20 protein-coding genes are annotated in these 21,675 nt (G+C 44.2%); 12 read left to right on the top strand and 8 right to left on the bottom strand.

What is annotated here, in order from left to right:
- The first annotated feature begins 609 nt into the window (after positions 1 to 609).
- The 5 genes from nhaC to DFP75_RS13520 all read left to right on the top strand — a co-directional run bounded on the left by nhaC (position 610) and on the right by DFP75_RS13520 (position 7,072).
- Positions 610 to 2,097 carry a Na+/H+ antiporter NhaC gene (gene nhaC / locus DFP75_RS13540; protein WP_110576543.1) on the top strand — a complete coding sequence of 496 codons (1,488 nt, stop codon included), beginning with the start codon at positions 610 to 612 and terminating at the stop codon, positions 2,095 to 2,097.
- 175 nt (positions 2,098 to 2,272) lie between these two features.
- A complete protein-coding gene (locus tag DFP75_RS13535; protein ID WP_110576541.1) occupies positions 2,273 to 3,520 on the top strand; it encodes a DEAD/DEAH box helicase in 1,248 nt (415 codons plus the stop codon).
- A 92-nt stretch (positions 3,521 to 3,612) separates the two neighbouring features.
- Positions 3,613 to 4,689 (top strand): GGDEF domain-containing protein, encoded by a 1,077-nt coding sequence (locus DFP75_RS13530; RefSeq protein WP_245927059.1) that lies wholly within the window; start codon positions 3,613 to 3,615, stop codon positions 4,687 to 4,689.
- A gap of 522 nt (positions 4,690 to 5,211) precedes the next feature.
- Positions 5,212 to 6,111 carry a hypothetical protein gene (locus DFP75_RS13525; RefSeq protein WP_110576539.1) on the top strand — a complete coding sequence of 300 codons (900 nt, stop codon included), beginning with the start codon at positions 5,212 to 5,214 and terminating at the stop codon, positions 6,109 to 6,111.
- Between the two features lie 103 nt (positions 6,112 to 6,214).
- Positions 6,215 to 7,072 (top strand): PA4780 family RIO1-like protein kinase, encoded by an 858-nt coding sequence (locus tag DFP75_RS13520; protein ID WP_110576538.1) that lies wholly within the window; start codon positions 6,215 to 6,217, stop codon positions 7,070 to 7,072.
- A gap of 23 nt (positions 7,073 to 7,095) precedes the next feature.
- On the opposite strand, the gene DFP75_RS13515 is transcribed toward DFP75_RS13520, so the two are convergent.
- On the bottom strand, positions 7,096 to 7,650 hold the full coding sequence (locus DFP75_RS13515; RefSeq protein WP_110576537.1) for a TetR/AcrR family transcriptional regulator: 555 nt from the start codon (positions 7,648 to 7,650) through the stop codon (positions 7,096 to 7,098).
- 110 nt (positions 7,651 to 7,760) lie between these two features.
- Between DFP75_RS13515 and DFP75_RS13510 the strand changes: the two genes are divergently transcribed.
- Positions 7,761 to 8,258, top strand: a complete 498-nt coding sequence (locus tag DFP75_RS13510) for an HPP family protein (protein WP_110576536.1) — start codon at positions 7,761 to 7,763, stop codon at positions 8,256 to 8,258.
- 154 nt (positions 8,259 to 8,412) lie between these two features.
- Positions 8,413 to 9,078, top strand: coding sequence for a 7-cyano-7-deazaguanine/7-aminomethyl-7-deazaguanine transporter (locus tag DFP75_RS13505; protein WP_110576535.1), 666 nt, complete (start codon positions 8,413 to 8,415; stop codon positions 9,076 to 9,078).
- A 73-nt stretch (positions 9,079 to 9,151) separates the two neighbouring features.
- Here the strand turns inward: DFP75_RS13505 and DFP75_RS13500 are convergent, their stop codons facing one another.
- The 4 genes from DFP75_RS13500 to DFP75_RS13485 form a co-directional block, all read right to left on the bottom strand.
- Positions 9,152 to 9,667, bottom strand: a complete 516-nt coding sequence (locus DFP75_RS13500; protein WP_110576534.1) for a YgjP-like metallopeptidase domain-containing protein — start codon at positions 9,665 to 9,667, stop codon at positions 9,152 to 9,154.
- A 63-nt stretch (positions 9,668 to 9,730) separates the two neighbouring features.
- On the bottom strand, positions 9,731 to 10,501 hold the full coding sequence (locus DFP75_RS13495; protein ID WP_110576533.1) for an inositol monophosphatase family protein: 771 nt from the start codon (positions 10,499 to 10,501) through the stop codon (positions 9,731 to 9,733).
- Between the two features lie 37 nt (positions 10,502 to 10,538).
- Positions 10,539 to 11,540: a LacI family DNA-binding transcriptional regulator gene (locus tag DFP75_RS13490; RefSeq protein WP_110576532.1), complete on the bottom strand. Its 1,002-nt coding sequence runs from the start codon at positions 11,538 to 11,540 to the stop codon at positions 10,539 to 10,541.
- Positions 11,537 to 12,319 (bottom strand): MBL fold metallo-hydrolase, encoded by a 783-nt coding sequence (locus DFP75_RS13485; RefSeq protein WP_110576531.1) that lies wholly within the window; start codon positions 12,317 to 12,319, stop codon positions 11,537 to 11,539. Before DFP75_RS13485 ends, DFP75_RS13490 begins: the two co-directional genes overlap by 4 nt.
- Before the next feature lie 183 nt (positions 12,320 to 12,502).
- Between DFP75_RS13485 and DFP75_RS13480 the strand changes: the two genes are divergently transcribed.
- The 4 genes from DFP75_RS13480 to DFP75_RS13465 all read left to right on the top strand — a co-directional run bounded on the left by DFP75_RS13480 (position 12,503) and on the right by DFP75_RS13465 (position 16,534).
- A complete protein-coding gene (locus tag DFP75_RS13480) occupies positions 12,503 to 13,600 on the top strand; it encodes an ABC transporter ATP-binding protein (RefSeq protein ID WP_110576579.1) in 1,098 nt (365 codons plus the stop codon).
- On the top strand, positions 13,590 to 14,738 hold the full coding sequence (locus DFP75_RS13475) for an ABC transporter substrate-binding protein (protein ID WP_110576529.1): 1,149 nt from the start codon (positions 13,590 to 13,592) through the stop codon (positions 14,736 to 14,738). The genes DFP75_RS13480 and DFP75_RS13475 overlap by 11 nt, the downstream gene beginning before the upstream one ends.
- Positions 14,739 to 14,834: 96 nt before the next feature.
- Complete coding sequence (locus tag DFP75_RS13470) at positions 14,835 to 15,683, top strand: ABC transporter permease (RefSeq protein WP_110576527.1); 849 nt, start codon at positions 14,835 to 14,837, stop codon at positions 15,681 to 15,683.
- A complete protein-coding gene (locus DFP75_RS13465; RefSeq protein WP_110576525.1) occupies positions 15,683 to 16,534 on the top strand; it encodes an ABC transporter permease in 852 nt (283 codons plus the stop codon). Before DFP75_RS13470 ends, DFP75_RS13465 begins: the two co-directional genes overlap by 1 nt.
- Before the next feature lie 2 nt (positions 16,535 to 16,536).
- Here the strand turns inward: DFP75_RS13465 and DFP75_RS13460 are convergent, their stop codons facing one another.
- Positions 16,537 to 17,262, bottom strand: a complete 726-nt coding sequence (locus DFP75_RS13460; RefSeq protein ID WP_110576523.1) for a sulfite exporter TauE/SafE family protein — start codon at positions 17,260 to 17,262, stop codon at positions 16,537 to 16,539.
- 128 nt (positions 17,263 to 17,390) lie between these two features.
- Here DFP75_RS13460 and DFP75_RS13455 point away from each other — a divergent pair, with 128 nt between their 5' ends.
- Entirely contained in the window at positions 17,391 to 18,296 is a 906-nt protein-coding gene (locus DFP75_RS13455) for a LysR family transcriptional regulator (protein WP_110576521.1), read from the top strand.
- A gap of 3 nt (positions 18,297 to 18,299) precedes the next feature.
- Here DFP75_RS13455 and DFP75_RS13450 read toward each other — a convergent pair whose 3' ends face one another.
- Complete coding sequence (locus DFP75_RS13450) at positions 18,300 to 19,115, bottom strand: DUF547 domain-containing protein (protein WP_110576577.1); 816 nt, start codon at positions 19,113 to 19,115, stop codon at positions 18,300 to 18,302.
- Between the two features lie 4 nt (positions 19,116 to 19,119).
- On the bottom strand, positions 19,120 to 21,270 hold the full coding sequence (locus DFP75_RS13445) for an FAD-dependent oxidoreductase (RefSeq protein ID WP_110576519.1): 2,151 nt from the start codon (positions 21,268 to 21,270) through the stop codon (positions 19,120 to 19,122).
- Positions 21,271 to 21,675 lie beyond the last annotated feature (405 nt).

Raw genomic sequence — 21,675 nt, 5'->3', positions numbered from 1 at the left:
GTGACTTGCTCCAGAACTATAACAACTAAGGCGGAGAAAGATAAGAACTCTATTTGACCTCTAATATATAAACAAAATGTAAATGAAAATCCAGTTTGTAAACAAGATGTGTTTATTTAGTAGAGTGACATTATCAAACAAAGCCATTTAATGACGCAGGTGCAAATTTGCTCCTTTAACCAGCCTAAGAAAAGCCTCTCCTTGTCTAATAATATGCGGCACAAAAGATTATGACTTTTCCAAAAACCGGCCAATGTATCTACGCACTGCCTTGTGAATCAGAGACAGCGCAAGGAATTAGAACGACTTTATAAATAGCCAAGGGCGTTGTTTATTTGCCTAAAAACAGCGGCGAAAATAATGGCAATGTTTTCCTATTAGACTGTTTGCCATTGCGCTTCCTTCTAGAATATACCGTTATAACGTCCATAAAATGTCGCTTAATACTCCCATCTGGCTTTCACATTGTTCATACAAAGTATTACGACTTGTTTGTGAATAAATTCAGCCTTCCTGCTAAAACTTGTTCAAAGCAAAGAAGAAGATTGCATGCTTTCATGTCACCCTCTTCTTTACTCTCTATAAAAAAAGAAAGCAAAGGAACTCTCTATGTCGATAAACACAGAATCTACGGAGACTAACAAGCCAAGCTTAGGGCTTGCTCTTATTCCCGTTGTACTGACGCTTGCGTTACTAGGTATTCAAATCTTTTACTTCGGTGATTTCACCCCACACATTCCTCTGGCCATTGGTTTAGCTCTCACCTCGTTGGTTGGTATCAAGCAAGGCTTGAAGTGGAAACAAATTGAAAAAGGCATATTCAATGTCATTCACGTCTCTATGCCATCCGTTTCGGTATTGATTCTTGTCGGTATGCTGGTCGGTGTGTGGATTGCCAGTGGTACGGTTCCAACACTTATTTATTACGGTTTAACGCTATTATCACCACAGATTTTCCTTGCGGCTGCCATGCTTCTTTGTGCTGTGGTTTCTCTGTCACTTGGCACATCATGGGGAACCGTGGGCACGGTTGGTTTAGCGCTTATGGGCATTGGTGCGGGTTTTGAAATACCTATGTATTGGACAGCCGGCGCGGTTGTGTCTGGTGCCTTCTTTGGCGATAAAGTATCACCTTTGTCTGACACCACAAACCTAGCTCCTGCAGTGACAGGCACCGATGTGTTCTCCCACATCAAAAACATGATGCCAACGACTATTCCAGCGATGTTGATAGCCTTGGTTATTTATTTGATCGCAGGCTTCACGTTGATCGGCAACGATAACGGTTCTTTTGAACGCATTAACGCCATCACTTCTTCTTTGCAGAATAATTTCGAAATTTCCGCTTGGTTACTGGCCCCAGCTTTGGTTGTTATCGTACTTGCTGTGCGACGCATGCCTCCTATTCCATCTTTGTTTGCAGGCGTCCTAGCGGGTGCGGTGGTTGCAGCCATCACTCAAGGTGCTGGCGTCCATGACATCATCACCTACGCCAACAGCGGTTACTCCATTACCACAAGCTCAGATGCGATCAACAGTCTTTTAAATCGCGGTGGTATCCAGTCAATGATGTGGACTATTTCCTTGATTTTGATTGCACTTGGTTTTGGCGGCGCCCTTGAAAGAACGGGCTGTTTAGAGGCCATCATCAGCGCCATTATGACCAAGGTAAGAACCTTCAAAGGCGTTCAGACTTCCGCTACTTTAACTTCTGTTGCCACTAACCTAGTCGCAGGTGACCCATACTTATCTATCGCGCTACCAGGCCGTATGTATGCGCCAGTTTATCGTGGTATGAAATACTCAACGCTGAACCTTTCAAGAGCAATCGAAGAAGGTGGCACATTAGTTTCTCCGCTTGTTCCTTGGAATGCCGGTGGTGCTTTTGTTATTGGCGCTTTAGGTTTAAGCATCGGTGACGGCAACTTTGAAAACTTACTTTATATCCCATTAGCCTTTGCTTGTTGGGTCTCTCCTGTGCTTGGTTTATGCTATGCGCAATTAGGTTTTTTCTCTCCTAAAGCCTCTCAAGAAGAGCAGGACGCATGGAAGAAAAATAATGAGTTAGTCATGGACTACAGCGTAGCGACGAAATAATCGACTCGTCATCTCCCCCATGACACGCAAATCACCAAAAGGCAGATCTACACTAGATCTGCCTTTTTTCGTATTGTGTACCGCCCCTGTCTACGCTCAATAAAAGCTCATCCGTATGAAAAGCAAAGTGCTACAATACTCCTTAACTTTGCATTTTATTATCAGCAGGACCCCCATGAGCTTTGCGTCACTAGGACTTCATCAAGACATTCTTCTACAAGTACAGAACCTTGGATATCAAACCCCTACACCTATTCAACAGGCAGCGATTCCTGCGGTGCTTGCTCATAAAGATCTGATGGCAGGCGCACAAACAGGTACGGGGAAAACCGCGGCATTCGCCTTGCCTCTTTTACATCAAATTCTTTCTACAGAAGGGGATAACCCTTGTGCGATCCAAGTTCTAGTACTTACTCCAACACGTGAACTGGCCCAACAAGTTCACGCAAGTTTTGAAAAATACAGCGCGAATACTTCTGTTCAATCTGTAGTGGCTTACGGTGGTGCCAGTATTAATGTCCAGCTCGATGCCCTTAGAAAGGGTTGCCAAGTACTGGTCGCAACACCTGGCCGCCTACTTGAATTGATAATGAAAAACCTCATCGATTTAAGCTGCCTGAAAACACTGGTGCTGGATGAAGCCGACAGAATGTTGGATATGGGTTTTATCATCGACATCCAAAGGATATTAAAAAAGCTGCCTGAAACCCGCCAAACGCTATTCTTTTCAGCAACGTTTAATGACGAAATTTTCGCACTAAGCAAAACGCTATTAAAAGACCCTCAGCTGATCGAAGTCGACAATCGCAACACCACCGCGACTCAGGTCGAACAAACCATTTATACGGTAGATAAAAACCGTAAAAGTGCGCTTATTTCCTACCTCATTGGCTCAAAAAACTGGCAGCAGGTGCTTATTTTTACTCGCACCAAGCAAGGCGCGGATGAACTAGCAAAAGAAATGGAAAAAGATGGGATCGCAACTCAGTCCATTCATGGGGACAAATCCCAAGGCGCAAGAGATCGCATCTTAACCGACTTTAAACATGGTAAAGTGCGTGCTCTCGTTGCCACCGATGTGGCAGCCAGGGGCATTGATATAGAACAACTGCAGTACGTGATCAACCACGAATTACCCTACAATGCCGAAGACTATATCCACCGAATAGGACGAACTGGGCGAGCAGGTTCAACGGGCATTGCTATTAGCCTAGTTACTGAAAAAGAACGCTACCTACTAACCGACATTGAAAAGCTGCTTAATGAGCAATTCATCCCGCAATGGTTTCCTGGTTTCGAACCCGACCTTAATAATATCGATCAGCCAACAAAACGACGTGAACCTTCTAAAAAAGAGCTAAGAGCCAAAGCGCTTGGCTTTTCTTCATCAAAAGACAAAAAAACGAAACGAAAGCGGCGCTGAACCTATATTTAAGTTGCATAGTGTAGTTTTCCATAAGCCTATATCATGCAAAAACGATATACTCTACATTCCTATATATCTTTATAAACCTAATGATGAAAACTCAGCCGAACAAAAGCATAGATAAGAAATTAACTGCGGCCCAAATTTCCCCACCCTTGTTCCGTCAGTTACTGATTGTTGCCATTTTGGGTTTTAGTGCAATCTGGGCAATTGATGCTTACAGCGGTATTATTGCAGTATTTGACGCCTTCTCTTATCCAATATGTATAACCGCATTTATTCTGATTTACCTAATTAGTTTTTCACGTGCCAATCAGCAGAGCTTACATTATCTTGCCTACCTCGTTGTTGCAGGTTACTTAATAAGCTGCAGTATTTGGCACCATTTACCCGGTAATGGCCAATTTTCTAACTCGGCGCAGTGGCTCGGACTAAATTACGTCATCGTCTATCTTTTTCTTGACGTCAAAAAGGCCGCTCCAGCAACCGCTATTGTTTTTGTTGCCACCATTACAGGCCATTACTTTGCCCTGATACAAAACCATACTACCGGCGAAGCGCTTGTTGTCACATTAAACATGGCCATAGCCCACGCTATTTATATTTTCTTATTGTGGACGGTTATCAAATTGAGGGTTACAACAGACCAAGTGATAGCCCGCGCAGACATGCTTGAAGACTTTGCCTATATAGATGTACTCACCCGAGCACTAAACCGACGCGGAATTGAGAAGGTGTTTAATGAGCTTAACCTTGATTCAGCGGAACAAAAGAAGAATTACGCAATCCTCATCATCGATATTGATCATTTTAAACAGGTAAATGACCTTAATGGCCATCTTATTGGCGACAAAGTACTTACCAGCATAGCAGGTAAAATCAGACGATCTATCCATCCGAATGATATATTGTGCCGCTGGGGCGGAGAAGAATTTGTCGTACTTACTTTGAATAGAACACCACAGCAAGTAATGACCCTCGCCGAAAATCTAAGACTGGCAGTCAGCCAACTTGTTATCGACGATATTGCCAACATTACGGTTAGTATTGGTGTTGGCCACTCTCATGAAGCCTCCTCAAAAGAAGCCGTATTCAAAATTGCGGATGATCATCTTTATGATGCCAAACAATCCGGCCGAAACACCATACGAGCCTCCCAAGCTTAGATAAGCTTCTTTACCCAAGCTTTTCCATACGAAAAACCAGCCAATGCGCTCTAAAAAGCCAATCTAAATAGATTAACTTCTTGCAACCAATGAAACACCCAGCCCTAAGGGGCGAGGTATCTGTGTTTCATTGGATTACACCCAAAAAGATTAATAGAAAGATATAAAAACTTATTGATATATAAGGTTATTTTCTCACTTAGTAACCCCACATATATTTAAAACAGCCTTATCTAAAATTAAGTACGGAACCTCCCTGTCCAATATTATTAACCGCACAAATACCAGAAACCGCTCCTTTCATAATCATCCCCAACATCTAGATCCAACCTTTTCGCAAAAGAACCAAGCCTCAATTAAGTCAAAATTATTAAATTTGAAACCGTATAAGAGGGATTAAAATCCATAAATTCACTGTAAAATTATTGTAAATCTACAAAAATACACGTAAGGTTTACGAAAAACTCTACACAGTAATATTTTGCATTTTTTGAGCATAAAACAACTAAAAAGGTCTGTCGCATGATTAGAAGCAACTCAGAAGTTTTAGAAGCAGCATCAGAAAGAGAATGTGCCTTTTATGTGGATTATTTACTGAAGACAATAAAAGCAAGCTCAGCCAGAAATTTACGAGGGGAGTCGCTCGAAGAGCGTTTGTTGAAACTCAACGAAGAATTAGAAACCTTAATTAATAAAAATCGAGCCCCTAAAAACTTTGCATCGCAAATGCGTACCGCTTTTAGATCAACACAACTGCCGTCGAGTTATTTCAGATGGATCGATAAAAAAGATGAACGTGTATGCAACTGGTTGTGGTGCTATTTAAAACGCCTCTCTAAAAAACCAGAACTCGACACCGACGATGCCCATAACTCACTACAATTGCTGTCAAATAAGGCCTTTATTATTGAAAGGGAAACAGCAGCAGAGAGGCAAACCGACATATTAACGGCCTTTTATGATGGCGAAGCCGATCAAAAACAGCAGCAAGACATATTAGAGACACTGAAAGTAAAGTGGCAGGACGTTCAAAGCCGTAATACGCTGATCAATTGGCTGGAGGAAAACAACCCAACACAATGGCGTTGGGCATGGTCTTATCTTCAAAATATCACTCAAAGACCTTTAGAGCCGGCCTGGGTACCGCACTCAGATACAGAAAAAAAAGCGGCAGTTATTGCTACTATAGATTTATCTGATAACGTAGACCGTAAAGAATTAATCATTGATAAGATGAAGAAAGCCTGGAGCCAGAAAAAGTTTCGCGAGAAATCCAGCGGCAAGAAACCTTACAGCATTAGCATGACGCTTAATACCAAGCAAAAGCTCAATGCGCTGGCAGAAGAAAAGAACATGAAAATCAATGAAATGATCGAATATCTGGTGAGGAGCGAATATAACAAGCGTGAAATCAACGAATAAAACCGTAATGGCAGATAAACACGATTTCGTAACACCAGTGAAAAAGTCTATTTTCTGTTCCTGGTTGTTTCATTAGCCACCTAATCACTGTATAACGAGCCGCATGAAAATCCCTAAAAGAATACAACCACTCATCGAAGACGGCTTAGTAGACGAAGTACTTCGACAATTAATGAGCGGAAAAGAAGCGACTGTCTACGTAGTTCGCTGTGGATCTGAGATCCGCTGCGCTAAAGTCTATAAAGAAGCCGGTAAACGTAGCTTTAAACAAGCTGTTCAATACCGTGAAGGCAGAAAAGTTCGCAACAGCCGTCGTTCGAGAGCGATGGAAAAAGGCTCTAAGTTTGGACGTGACGAACAAGAAAGCCTATGGCAAAACGCTGAAGTCGACGCTCTGTACCGTTTAGCCGCAGCCGGTGTTCGTGCGCCGACGCCTTATGGTTGCTTCGATGGTGTCTTATTAATGGAGCTCGTCACCGATGATAGTGGCGATGTTGCCCCGCGCCTGAACGATGTCGTGCTTACCCCTGAGCAAGCAAGGCGCGATCATGACGCCATAATAAAAGACATTGTTCGCATGTTGTCTGCAGGCATCATTCACGGAGATCTATCAGAATTCAATGTCTTGGTAGACTCCCATGGCCCCGTCATAATCGACCTACCACAAGCGGTTGACGCTGTAGCAAACAATAATGCCGAATGGATGCTCGAACGCGATGTAAACAATATGCGCAACTACTACGGTATGTTTGCACCAGAACTGCTGGAAACCAAATACGCCAAAGAAATGTGGGCACTATTTGAGGCAGGCAAGCTAACAGCACACACAGAGTTAACAGGTCATTTCGAAGAGCCGACCGAAGAAGCGGATGTGGACTCTGTGTTACAAGAAATCCAAGACGCCTTTGAAGAAGAACAAGATAGATTGGCTCGCATCAACAGCGCAAACGATGACGATTGAAAATAAGATACAGATCTAAAATTTCACTTCAAGAGGGCAACAGCCATGGCTTTTGCCCTCTTCGCCGCATCTAAGTCACCAGCAACATACGCTTGAGCAATCGCTCCCTCTTTTAGCACACTGATACTCTGGGCCAAATAGGCTGCTGATAATTCTGAAGAATCACCAACAAGATTCGCTTGTATAAAGGACGTGATATTTTGCTTATGACGCTGACAAAGATCGTTCACCGTATGATCAGAAAATTCAGCGTTGGCTTTAACAAAAAAGCAGCCTTTAAATGGAAGTAAAACTTCAACTCTATCGTGAAACCAGTCATCAAGCGCATCAAACAAGGCTAATACCGCCATTTTACCTTCACCGGCTGCCATCATCCTCGATGTTAACCAATCCATAAATACTTGATCGCGATAGATCAAAACCGCCTCTACTAATGCCTCCTTGCTGGCAAAATGATGGTACAGTGTTTTCTTCGCTACGCCTGTTTCCGCCAAAATAGTGTTGATTCCAACCGCGTGAATACCATGCTGATAAAACAACTTAAACGCAGCATGTATCAATAAATCAGGTTTGGTCACTGTATCTCCCCTTTATAAACAGATAATAATATTGACATTAGTGGACAGACTTGTCTACCATAAAAGGAGACCAGTCGGTCTACTTTTTATTAAATGTAAGGAAGCCCAACATGTCGATACACTTTTTAGAACGGCTCTACCAATCACGCTTTTTCACCATTTTTCTTGCAGGTGTCGGTGCTGCACTGTGCATTTTTATTATTTCGTTAGGGGCTGAAACGGCACCAGAATACATCGGCATGATGGCACCTTTTGGCGCAACCATGGTGATACTCTTTGCCTTACCTAAAAGCCCTCTGGCTCAACCTAAAAATATTTTAGGAGGCCATCTAATAACGGCCACAATAGGCCTAATAACATTACAATTTTGGGATGTGACGCCTCTGAGCATGGCGTTGAGTGTAGGAGCAGGTGTTTCCATCATGATGCTAACAAACACCCTTCATCCTCCCGCTGGAGCTAACCCACTGCTGATCTTATCGCTGAAAGTGTCTTGGGTATTTCTCTTCAATACCGTACTAACTGGTTGCTTGCTGATTATTTTATTTGGCTGGCTTTACCATAATGGTGTGTCACGCATAGGTTATTCGCTAAAACCAAAAGGCTAAGCTTAATTGCACATTTTTTGTTACTGCCTCTTTTTTAACCAGTCGTTTAATGTATAATCTCGCTCCGCATTTGACCACTAGGTCAAATGCGTAACCGACAAATTAGTCAATCACTTGGGTTCCCTAACCCCAATCAAACGAAAAAGGCCACAACATGAGTTCGTTCACTTCCGAGCAAAAAGCTAAGGCGCTTTGCTACCTTGCACTATTTCATTTGCTCATTATTGCCTCGAGCAATTACCTAGTACAAATCCCCTTTACCATTGCGGGTTTTCATACCACATGGGGCGCATTTACCTTCCCCTTTATCTTTTTGGCAACGGATCTAACGGTCAGAATTTTCGGAGCAGCATTAGCGAGAAAAATTATTTTCTTAGTCATGATTCCATCATTAATCGTGTCTTACGTGCTCTCTGTCATCTTTGCACAAGGTCAGTTCCAAGGCTTCGGCGCACTGGGGGCATTCAACGAGTTTGTTGGGCGCATTGCTATAGCAAGCTTGATGGCTTACTTGCTAGGACAAGTGCTGGATATTCAGGTATTTAATCGACTTCGTCAGCTAAAAGCCTGGTGGGTAGCACCTGCTGCTTCAACCGTCTTTGGTAACGGTTTAGACACCTTAGCCTTCTTCGGTATCGCCTTTTATCAGAGTCCAGATGCGTTTATGGCAGAGCACTGGCAAGCCATTGCACTTGCAGATTTCGGCTTTAAACTGATCATCAGTCTTGGATTATTTATTCCAATGTATGGCGTGTTATTGAACTACCTAACTAAGAAGCTCACCGCGATTAAGCCAGATTTCAAACTAGCCAACGCATAAAATGGTTTAAAAAAGGCCTATTTGATCAAAAATAGGCCTTTTTTATGTTCGCTCTCGACTTCCTCTCAATGACTTACCATAAGTCACCAAAGCGCTCTCGATGACTCAAATATAAACGTAAATCAAACTCTAACTGGTGATAATCCGCTTCCATATAACAACATAGCTTGTAGAAAGCCTTGTTGTGATCCTTTTCTTTAAGATGCGCCAACTCATGCACCAAAATCATCTTTAACAAAGGCTCGGGAATACGACGAAACAAAGATGAAATACGAATCTCATTCTTGGCTTTCAGCTTACTTCCCTGCATCCGTGACACATAAGTATGTAAACCAAGAGCATTATTAATAATGTGGATTTTATCGTCATAAATCACTTTGCTAATCGGCGGTGAACTGCGCATAAAAGCGTTTTTTAAATCCATCGCATAATCATACAAAGCGCGTGGACCGTTTAGCGAATGGGCAACCGGATATTTTTTAAATAACCAAGCGGCAGACTGCTCAGTATCCAGAAGCTGCTGCGCCTGTTGTTGCACCTGAGCACTGTAAGCACCAAGATATTTTTTTACTTCATTACTTTGAGTCATAGACGCTATCGACTAACACAGAAAAGATCGACAAGTGTCGCAGAACTGAGGTTGAAAAACCATTCAAGCACCCAGCCATGGCCGTAATTCTTCCCACAACTGAGGGCTGGCCGCCCAGACAAGGTTACCGTTTAACAACCCATCATTTTTAAGGAAGTCAGTCACTTGGCCACCCGCTTCTTCGATTAACAGCAAGCCTGCCAACGCATCCCAACTGTTTAGATGGGATTCAAAGTAGCCATGAACCAGCCCAGATGCCACATGAGCCAACATCAGAGCACCCGCTCCAAAACGTCGGTATTCGATACTCTGTTTGTCCAACATCAATATAAGATCGCAATACGCTTGTACAGGTCGACGATTAGATCGCCCTAACCCCAGAAGTGCCTGACCTTTTTGAGGATCATGAATCGTTAATCGAACGCCATTCAAATACGCGCCTTGGCCTTTCTTGGCAGTAAAAAACTCCTCCCTATCCGGCGCATAAACAAAGCCCATCTGGATTTCATTGTGCTTTATATAGGCTACTGAAACACACCAATAATCCATACCTTGAACGTAATTTGTGGTGCCATCAATGGGATCAATTACCCAGACACCGCAGTCCTCTGGCTTAGAAGCTTGAACAAGGCCACTTTCTTCCCCCAAAAAACCATCATCGGGGAATAAAGCGCGAATCACTTTTTTCAGCTCAGCTTCAACCGCAATGTCTGCCTGAGACACAAAATCTTGTCTGCTTTTTGTTGTTACAGATAATCCCGACTGACGAATGGCTTGAGCACGTTTGCCTGCGGTTTTAATTGCCGCTTCTAAAACTTGATAGTCATCTTGCATGTTATTTTGTCCTTATGCTGGTCAATTCAAAACTTGGTTAAGTATTTCTAATCACCAATTTGACCGGTATTTCTTCTATGCTTTGATCAATAGATGGATCTTTCCCTCTGGCTTCCAAGCAAGACAAAACCCGCCAGGCGGTTTTCTCAACATCTTGATGAATCGTCGTCAGGCGATAACTGTATTGCGCTGTTTGCGGCGTATTATCAAAACCAATAATGCGGAAGTCATGTGGGGCATCAAGGCCATTTTCTCGCATCCCATCCAAAAAGCCGCAGGCCAGCTGAGCATTAGCGCAAAACACACCATCAACGTTTCTCCCTTCTGCACAAAATACATGGGCCGCTTGCCTTCCACCTTCGTAGCCATCCGCTTCAGCAACTATTTCGAATAAATCTCTGCTCGTTTCAGCCATCACCTGCTGAAACATATCGCCACGATTGATACCGGACCAAGTGGATTCACGATAATTCAACCAAGCAATCGACTGACAGCCGCAAGCTATTAGCTGTTCCGCCACCAGCTCGGCGGCCATCTTGTTATCAGAACAAACAAGGTCTACCTCGGGAAACTCCACATGGCGGTTAATACCGACCACAGGGACATTGTGCTGAACGCATTCCTTCACTAAATCCGCAGGCGGTTGACCCGATGTGACAACGACCCCAGAGACTCGAAACTGCGTAAAACGCCGAATAGTCATTTCCAATTCATCCGCATCACGCACTTCTGTGACGAGGGCTTGATAACCTTTACGTTGAATTTCACTCAACAACCCCTCTAGCAAACTGCTACGAAAAGGGTCACTTAATCGCGCCACCACCACACCAATTAGCTGACTGCGTTTGCGATTTAAGCCCTGCGCCAAAAAATTGACTTGATAGCCAAGCTCATTCGCTGCTTGTAAGATTTTTTTGCGAGTCTCGCGTGCAACATTGCCTTGATCGCTAAACACCCTTGATACCGACGCACGGGACACACCAGCGAGCTTTGCCACATCTTCAGCAGACACAGACCGACCACCTCGAGGATTCTTCAAAGCACCTCTCCTTGATTCATCGGATGCGAACTAAGATCAAAATTATTTAAGTCAAATTGCAAACCATCTCGACTTAAAAATAGCGCAGGATGACCAGACGTAGCGGCCAACAAACTAGGGATGGCCTCATCAAAACAATGATAAATCCCCAATGCTCTTACATTTGTCTCCGCCAGCAAACGCTGACAGTCAGGGAAATCCCCATGAGAAGAGCCGCCATCCAAAGCATGAAAAGAAGCACATTCCTGAAAAGCGATATCCACACCTTCCATCAAGGCTTCGCTCGCCTTGGTAGGACGGCCATCGCCACTGTAAAAGACACTTTTTCCCTCTATGGTGATTCTCAGCGCTTTATTCGCCATTTCATGCTGCGTGTTGGCCGTGCGAATTTGCCAGTGCTTCCACTCGAAGTCGTCCGCAATATCTTGCCAATGAATGTCGAAACACAGCTGCGTTTCTGGCCACACAGCCAAATCAACGAGGGCCTGAAGCGGCTGTCGTTGATCCGATTGACAGAAAATAGTCAAAGGCTCCGTACGCTTGAAGCTTTTCCATTGGTTAATAAGGGCAGCTAAACCTGAACTGTGATCTGGGTGAATATGAGTGAAATAAATTACTGCAATGTCATTAACGCCAATATTGCGCTGCCAAATTGCCCGAGGAATCGTTGGACCACAATCAATAAGCCACTGATTCTCCAGGCTATCTGTGATTTTTATCGCGGAAGTATTACAGCGCTTAGAGAACGCACTGCCACTGCCAATTACATCAATTTTCATACTGTCTCACCAAGATGTCTTTTTAGCTTAATTAAATTGTCATAAAGATCCGACAAAGTAGGCCACCATAATGTCGGTTAGAGATTGCATTTTTTTTACAAACCACTGAACACGTGTTCATTTGTTAAAAAAATTCAAAAAACGACCGGCAATCGTTTTATTGGCTTGGGGAAAAAGAAAGGAATGGCGCACTTACACATACAAAACTTGCAGGCTGGCTACGGTAAAAAATTGATTTTAGACAAGATCAATTTGACTGTTGAGCAAGGCGAAATGATTGCCTTACTTGGTCCATCTGGTTGTGGCAAAACGACGCTGCTTAATGCGTTATGTGGCTTCGTTCCTGTAAGCGGCGGAGAGATTTTTGCGGGGTCTCGGTCCGTTTCTCAATTGCCAGCCGAAAAACGCAACATCACCATGGTTTTTCAAAGCTACGCTCTATGGCCTCATATGACTGTCGCACAAAATATTGGTTACGGACTTAAAGTTCAAAAAGCCAAACGCGCAGAAATAAACCGCCGCGTCAGCGAATTATTGAGCATCGTAAAATTAGAAGGGTTAGAAGACGAGAAGGTAACGGCTTTGTCAGGAGGACAACGCCAACGAGTGGCATTGGCACGCGCCTTAGCGATTCGTCCCGATGTGCTAGTGCTTGATGAACCGCTTTCCAATCTTGATGCGAAAGTTCGATTAAGCGTTCGCCATGAAATCAAAGCCCTGCAAAAGCAACTTGGCTTCACCTCTTTAATTGTCACCCATGATCAGGAAGAAGCCCTAGTCATGGCGGATCGGATTGCCGTGCTAAACCAAGGAAAAATCGAACAAATCGGTACCCCAGAAGAAATCTATCACCACCCAAGTACCCCTTTTGTTGCTGATTTTATGGGGGCTGAAAACCATATCAAATGGCCAACTCACGACGACGCTTTTCGCCTAAATACGAGTAACCCAGCAGCTGAATTAGATCTTTATTTTCGCAGCGAAAATGCCGTGCTAGCAACGCCACAGGCGGCAAGTAAAGATGACTTAAATGCGGGCTTAATTATTCACGGCCACGTCGAACAAAGTGTTTTCTTTGGCAATAACTACCAAATTAGTGTGCGCTGCGGGAAGCACACCATACAGGCAGATCATGACCAGAACCTGTCTGAGAATACTCCCGTGACCTTAAGTGTTCCCAATAATGCTCTGCATGCTTTTGATAAAGAAGGAAAGCTTGTAGCGCATCAAAAAAACCATGCCGTTTCTGTCAAATCAATGAGGATGAATCATGTTTGCTAAAACTAACATCGCTGTAATCGCTGCTGTCGGCCTTACTCAATTTTCCAGTTTTGCATTCGCAGAAACCACACTTAATGTGGCCTCTGCGGGTAGTCAAAATATGGTGGATTACGTGAAAACATATCTTGCCCCAAAATTTGAGGCGACACACCCTGGAGTAAAGGTAAACGTCGTAGGCACAGGACCAGGTGATGCAGGTTCTCACAAAATCATGGAAAAACTGTCGGCACAAAATGACAGCGGCCTTGCTAAGTGGGACATAGATGTAGCCGTTGTGCATCAAAAAATTGGTGGGGAAATGGTAGAAGATGGCTTGCTGTCAAAATACCGCAGCGAAGTGAAAACCGGTGACATGGTCTCTCGCGACAGTGCTAAAAATGCGCTAGGTATCAATGTGGATGGTTACGTTATGCCAATGTTCCACAGCCAAACCGCCATTGCTTACAACAGTGATTTTGTTGAGAACCCACCAACGTCTTATGACGAATTGGTTCAATGGACAAAAAAACACCCTAAAGCCTTTGGCTACAATGGCATCAAAAATGGCATGTCTGGCGTAAGTTTTGTAACTGGCTGGATTTATGCCTACGGCACAGATGCAGAAAGACTGTCTTCTGCGCCATACGATAAGAGCGTCGAATCCACTTGGAATAAAGCCTTTTCTGAACTTAAAGAGTTCAACAAAAATATCACCTTTACTCCGGGCAACGCTGGCACCTTAGACATGCTCAATCGGGGAGAGATTTTCATGGGCCCAGTTTGGGTAGATATGTTCTACAGCTGGAAAGAGCAAGGCAAAATCCCACCATCACTCAAACTTTCTTTGATTGCACCAGGCATGCCGGGTCAGCCTATGTACTACGTAGCACCAGCCAAAGCCGCACATCCTCAACTGGCTCGCGAGTTCATTGAATTAGCCACCAGCCCAGAAGTTCAAGCCAACGGTATTGTTAAGCAATTCAACTGGTACCCAGGCATTGATGCGAACTATGTGGAAGCTAAGCTAGATAAAGCGACATGGGAAAAACTGTTCGCAGAAATCACCCCTAGCGACTTATCAAAATATGGCAAAAGTTTCCCTATTGGACCGTACTTTGATGACATCAAAGAGGGCTACGAGCGCAACGTTTCTAACTAATATTTAGTTCAGAGAGACGTTCAACATAAGTCCTGAGCACTTATATTTTAAGCTGCTCAGGACTATTTATTCTTGTGTTGGTTATTGGAAGTAAACATGCGTCAAACGACATCACCCAATCTACTAAAGCATCGCCTTTGGTTAATCGTCCCAGCAGCTTTAATGGTTGGTATTTTCTTTTTATATCCTTTGGGTTTTTCACTCTATTCAGCCATTACATTAGACGATGGCGGTTTTACGCTCAGCCATTTGAACAAAGCCTTTGACCTTTATTCAAAAGACATTCTCTTCACCATCATTATTGTGTTGGTCTCAGTCGCTATATTGGCAGTTTTGTCCATTACCATCGCCGCTCTCATTACTTTATCGCCTTTCCGTTCTTTGACGAAGACACTGGGCTTTCTTTATCGTTTGCCTTTATTCATTCCCTTTATCGTCACAGCGCAAATGATGCGTACCTTTTTAGCGAAAAATGGCTTAATGAATAATGCTTTTGTCGCCTCGGGCTTACTAACGCCCATGGACACCGTATCTTTCCTGGGTTGGAGCGGCATTATTATTACCTTTGTCTGGAAGCAATTGGCCTTTTCAACCTTATTAATTTCTGGCGCCATGGCCGCATTAGACGAATCGCAAATTCGCGCAGCCCGCAATTTAGGCGCTTCACGCTTAAGTATTTTGTTCCAAATTATCTTGCCACAAATTACATCAACGCTTGGTGTTGCCATGGTTCTATCCATTGTCACCATGATGTCCGTATTATCGGTTCCTCTCATGATAGGAACAGGCTCACCTACTATGATGACAGCGGACATGGCATTTCGTATCAATTCTTATGGCGATTACCATGTAGCAAACGCACTAGGTTTAGTGTCCTACTGTATTTGCGCTGGATTGGCTTGGTTTTATTTACGCCAAAACCTCAAAGAAAAAGGGGCTAACTAATGAGCTATCCACAAACCAATAGCCTGCTAGCAAAAGTGAATATCCGCTATTTGCGTCCGAGTTTCTGGCTACAATGTGTCTTTATATTGTTACTCGCACTCGTCCTATTCGGGCCAATCATGAACTTACTAATTTGGACAGTAACGGAAAGCTGGTATTTCCCACATGCGTTACCTAGCCAATGGGGATTTAAATATTGGCAGCAAGTATTTAACCCATACAGCGATGTTTCAGGCTCATTATTTACCAGTTTATTGATTGCCGTGCTCACCGTTGTGGTTTGTTTGATTGTCTCTATTCCAGCGGGTTATGCACTCTCTAAACGTAGCATGCCATTCCGAATTTTCTGGATGCTGCTGTTTTTAATCCCTCAAGCATTTCCAAACCTAACCGTGTACATGAACATAGCTAGATTGTTTTATGATTTTGGCCTAAACGGTACCTTATTGGGGGTGATCATCGTCCATAGTGTTCATGGATTGATGTTTTCTATTTGGATCAGTGTGGCGGCATTTTCATCGACTGACCCTATGCTAGAGCGCGCATCACGGAATCTTGGGGCTGGACCTTTCTACACCTTCTTTCATATTGTATTGCCACAAGCAGCACCAGGCTTAATTGCCAGCAGCATATTTGTCTTTTTGGAATCTTTAGATGAATTTACTGGCACTTTCTTTGTTGGTTCACCGAATATAACGACATTGCCACTTCTACTTTACACTGCCAGTATGGAAGGAAACTATCAGATCGCTTCAATCACCGCATTGATCCTTCTTGTCCCTTCCATCTTATTTATGGTCATTATTCATAAATTTATGAAACCAGAAATGCTGTCTAAGCTCGGAAAGTAAGGCTATGAAAAAAGAAACAGTTTCACAGCGGCGATGGTCGACATGATGCGGATTAGCCATTTGAATTGGATTGGGTTCACTTTCTTTAACACGTGGAAGCCAATGAAAGCCCCCACGACCAATCCAGGTACCGCGTACAAGCTGGCTTTTGTGCTCTCGACAGACAGTAAACCAAGGCTAATATAAAATGGCAATTTCACCACGTTCATAATGAAAAACGCCCACGCACGGGTGCTGACATAGGTCTTCTTATCCAGCTTTTGCTCCAATAAGAACAGACTGAATATCGGGCCTGCTGCGTTGGCCATCATGGTGACAATACCACCTATAAAACCCATCGAATAAGCGGCCAGAGGCTTTTGCATAAAGGACGTCGGACGGTAATCTAAATAAAGTCCCAACGCGATCATCGCAATAATCATCACGCCAAGAAAACTCACAAACTGCTCCGCATTAATGTTCGCTAACAAATGGCTGGCGACAAAAACACCTAAAAAAGCCAATGGCAAAAATCGCGCTAGCACCGACCAAGCGATTTTAGATCGATAACTAAACACCGCCATAATGTCGGTAATAATATACAAGGGCAATAAGATGGCTAACGCCTCGGGGCCTGGGAAGGCGATCATCACAATGGGCAGCACCAGCAGGCCCATTCCGCCGATCGAAAACTTCGAGAAGCCACTGATCAGTCCAGCCAGAAACAACACAATAACCGTAATATCCACGTTTTCTCCTTCAAATAACTTACGAGATAACTCGTTTTTATGCGTGCAATAATACGGCAATTAATGAACAATAAATAATCTCGTTTAATTATTATAATGATCACAAATAGTGATCAAGTGTGAGGCTTATGAAACTGGACCAACTCAGGGCTTTTATTGCCGTCGTTGAAACCGGAAGCTTTCGTTCCGCTGCAGACGCCATCCACAAAACTCAGCCTGGAATCAGTGCGGCAGTAAAAGCATTAGAAGAGCAATACGGGATTTTATTATTCGATCGTAACAGTTATCGGCCTACGCTGACCGCCGAAGGTCATGCCTTCTTTTTACAAAGCCAAAAGCTCATGTCACAAGTTTTGCAATTGGAGAACCTAGGTCATGACCTTGCTCAAGGCACCGAAGCGCCACTTCATCTCTGTTTAAGTCAAATGGCGTTAGACAATGACTGCATGTCACGAATCAAAGCCTTTCAAAACCAACACGCGGATATCGCCTTAGACATCACCACAGATCACCTTTATGGCGTGCAAGAAAAACTCGCCAAGAACAAATGCGAGATCGCCATTGGCCCAAGGTACGGTCTCGATGACAGACATGCGTTTATCGAACTGAATAAAATCACCATGATCGCCGTAATTAGTCCAGAATTACTCGCCACGCTCAACACAAGCGACACCAAGATCAAGCAACAATCTCTTTATGCCATTCCCCAAATTTTAGTCAACGATACGACGGCCAACGCCTCAGAAAATGGCCACAGGTTCGTGTTACCAACAGGCAAGCGCTGGTATGTGAACGATTTCCAAGCAAAGAAAACCTTGTTGGTGCATGGGCTTGGTTGGGCGCGAATGCCAAAACATTGCATTCAGACAGAATTGAATAACGGACAGCTGGTGCCAATTGAAGTGGAAAATTTCACCTCACAGAATCAGCTGCCCATTTTTATGATCCGCTTACGCCACCAAACTCAGAGCTCTCAGGCGAACCTATTTTGGGAAATGATGAAAAGCCTTAACAGTTCGGGAAGCGATCTATAAAGATTAGATCTTATTTAATGCCCAATCATAATCTAAGAAGCGGATGGTCATATCTTTGTCTTTCAACTTCTGAATCTCTTCAGAGGTTAAAGACAAATCCATTGCGTGATCGACTAAAAATTGCTCCAGCGATGAATAGCCCTGCCAGCCTTTTTCGAAGTCTTCTCGATACCATTTGAAAATGGAAGATAGCCACAACTTGCCGCCATCTATTCGGTTTCGACTGCGATCTTGCAAGAAAAGTCGCGTTTGTTCGTCTAGCTGAGTATCTAAACGCTTGCCTGTGTAAGCTTCATTTCGCAACGAAGGACAACCGATACTCGCGCAATTCACCGCAAAATGAATGCGTGGATCCTGATAATGATCGGAACCGCGAATCAAGGTATGCTCAATATCATCCAAAGAGCGAGTTTCGCCCAGTAGCGGAATAAAAGATTGACTCCATGGCGAACGAAAGAAGCTCCCCAAATCTTTAATCGAGTCCAGATCTGGCCACTTGGTAAGAATCAAATCAACCGTCCAAGCGTTATAAGCATTGATCAAAAAAGCCAATTGCTCGTCTTTGGACCAGTTATCAAAATCAGCGTTATCGACTTGAGACAAATCCGCTAAATAGCGATCCAGTTGTGCCTTATCATCGGCAAAGCCTTGATAATCCACTTGGCTTGCCTGACCACCATTGAGCGGCAACACATGCTCTTTTAGCAATGTGCCCCACTGGCTATGATCAAATGCGTTTGCCGCGCTTACCTGAACACTGAACAAACCAGCGAAGGTAAAGCTCAATAGCGTGAAAACCAATAAGCGAAGTTTATTCATCACATTAACCTCGACGCCAAGCATGGTATTTTTCCAGCCAATTCAAGATACGCTGTGGCGCGTGCGCACGCTTCCACTCGCCTGCGGCGTATTTATTAGCTTCCGCCCATGTTGGATACGTATGAATGGTGCCGAGCACTTTATTCAGGCCAAGACCGTGTTTCATCGCCAATACAAACTCAGCCAACAAATCCCCAGCGTGCTCACCGACTATGGTCACACCCAAGATCTTATCTTTGCCCGGCACCGTCAGCACTTTGACAAAACCTTTTGCCGCACTATCGGCAATGGCGCGATCCAGATCATCTAATTCGTAGCGCACCATTTCATAAGCAATGCCTTTGTCTTTGGCATCTTGTTCACTCAAGCCAACGCGAGCCACTTCAGGGTCAACAAAAGTGGTCCAAGGAATCACTCGGTAATCGACACGGAATTTTTTCAACGAGCCAAACAAAGCATTCACCGCGGCATACCAAGCTTGGTGCGACGCCACATGAGTAAACTGATAAGGCCCAGCCACATCCCCTGCGGCAAAAATATTAGGGTAAAGGGTTTCCAGATAATCATTGGTGACAATGGTGCCTTTGGTCTCAATACCCAGACTTTCTAAACCGTAACCTTCCAGCCGCGCTTCGCGGCCAACCGCACAAATGAGCGCATCAAATTCCACAACAGATTCATGACCGTCGTGCTCAAGGATCAAACGCTTCACATCGCCTTCTTTTTCACAACGCACGGCACTGTGAGAAGTCAGCATAATCACGCCATCTTGAATTAGGCTTTCTTGTGCCAGCTTAGACACTTCTTCGTCTTCTCGGCCCATAATACGAGGCGAGCGTTCTACTTGTGTCACCTTGGACCCTAAACGCGCAAAACTCTGCGCCAGCTCACAACCAATCGGGCCACCACCTAAAACCACAAGGCGCTTCGGCGGCTCATCGAACTTAGCAAAGGCTTCCCACATGGTATCGCTGGTGTAATAACCCACCTCGTCTAAACCTGGTAAATTCGGAATGAAAGGCCGAGCGCCGGTTGCCAACACAATACTGCGCGCCGTCAAACGTTGTGTGTCGCCGTCATTTCGTTGAATTTCCACCGTCCAAGGGTCGATCAATTTAGCGTAACCTTGCACCACATCGACGCCCATTTTGCTGTAACGCTCAACGCTATCGTGAGGCTCTATTGTTGCGATCACATCGTGGATTCGTTGCATGACTTTTTTGAACGAAAAGGTCGGTTCGCTGCTGTTCAACCCATAGTTTTCAGCATGGCGCATTTGATGTGCGACTTTCGCACTTTTGATCAATGCCTTACTCGGAATACAGCCGTAATTTAAGCAATCGCCCCCCATTTTATGAGCTTCTATTAGCGTCACTTTGGCTTTTACCGTTGCCGCAATGTAAGCACTTACTAAGCCACCAGCACCTGCACCAATAACAATTAAATTACGATCAAAAGATTTTGGCTTGCTAAATCCGGCATACACACGGCGCGCTTTTACCACGTCGACGATTTTCTTCGCGATAAGCGGGAAAACACCCAACAACACAAAAGACAGCAGCAAAGATGGCGACAAAATACCCGACAAACTTTCTAACTGCCCCAACTGAGTTCCCGCATTTACGTACACCAACGTGCCCGCGAACATACCGATTTGGCTTACCCAGTAAAAGGTGAAAGCACGAATCGTTGTCAGCCCCATCAACAAGTTAATTAGAAAGAAAGGGAAAATAGGCACCAAACGAAGGGTAAACAAATAAAAGGCACCGTCTCTTTCGACGCCTTCGTTAAATGCGGTTAGACGATTGCCAAATCGTGACTGCACCATGTCTTGTAACAAATAACGAGATACCAAAAACGCCAAAGTCGCCCCAATGCTGCTGGCAAAGGATACGATCACGGTTCCCCACAGCAAGCCAAATAACGCGCCTGCCGCCAAGGTCATAATCACCGCACCGGGCAAAGACAAGGCTGTAACGATAACGTACAAGAGCAAAAACCCGCCACCCACCAACAAAGGGCTTTCATCTCGCCATGTATCAAACTGTGCAAGGCCAGATTTCAAACCGTCTAGTGTTAATAACTGGTTCAAATCGAAATAGAAAAAGCCCACTGCCAATGCGGCAATAAGTACCAACAATCCAATTTTCTTCATTAGTAGAACTCCGAAAGAGTTTTTGCAACTCCATATAAAACCAAACAATCTTGCTATGCGAAACCGTTTACGACTAATGCACTCATCAATACTTTGTTAGAAAAGATTCAACGCGCGTATTCCTAACCAATGCCACTCTTGTCATTCCCACGAAGGCGTTCTCTTGTCATTCCCGCGAAGGCGCTCTCTTGTCATTCCCGCGAAGGCGCTCTCTTGTCATTCCCGCGAAGGCGCTCTCTTGTCATTCCCGCGAAGGCGTTCTCTTGTCATTCCCGCGAAGGCGCTCTCTTGTCATTCCCGCGAAAGCGTTCTCTTGTCATTCCCGCGAAGGCGGGAATCTATCTCTTATGTCCATAGAAAATAACCTTATTTAAACAAGACCACTGTATTCACGCCTTCGCGGGA

It is taken from the genome of Marinomonas alcarazii, from assembly GCF_003208215.1.
Taxonomy (GTDB): domain Bacteria; phylum Pseudomonadota; class Gammaproteobacteria; order Pseudomonadales; family Marinomonadaceae; genus Marinomonas; species Marinomonas alcarazii.
This window is presented reverse-complemented; position numbering and strand designations above follow the sequence as displayed.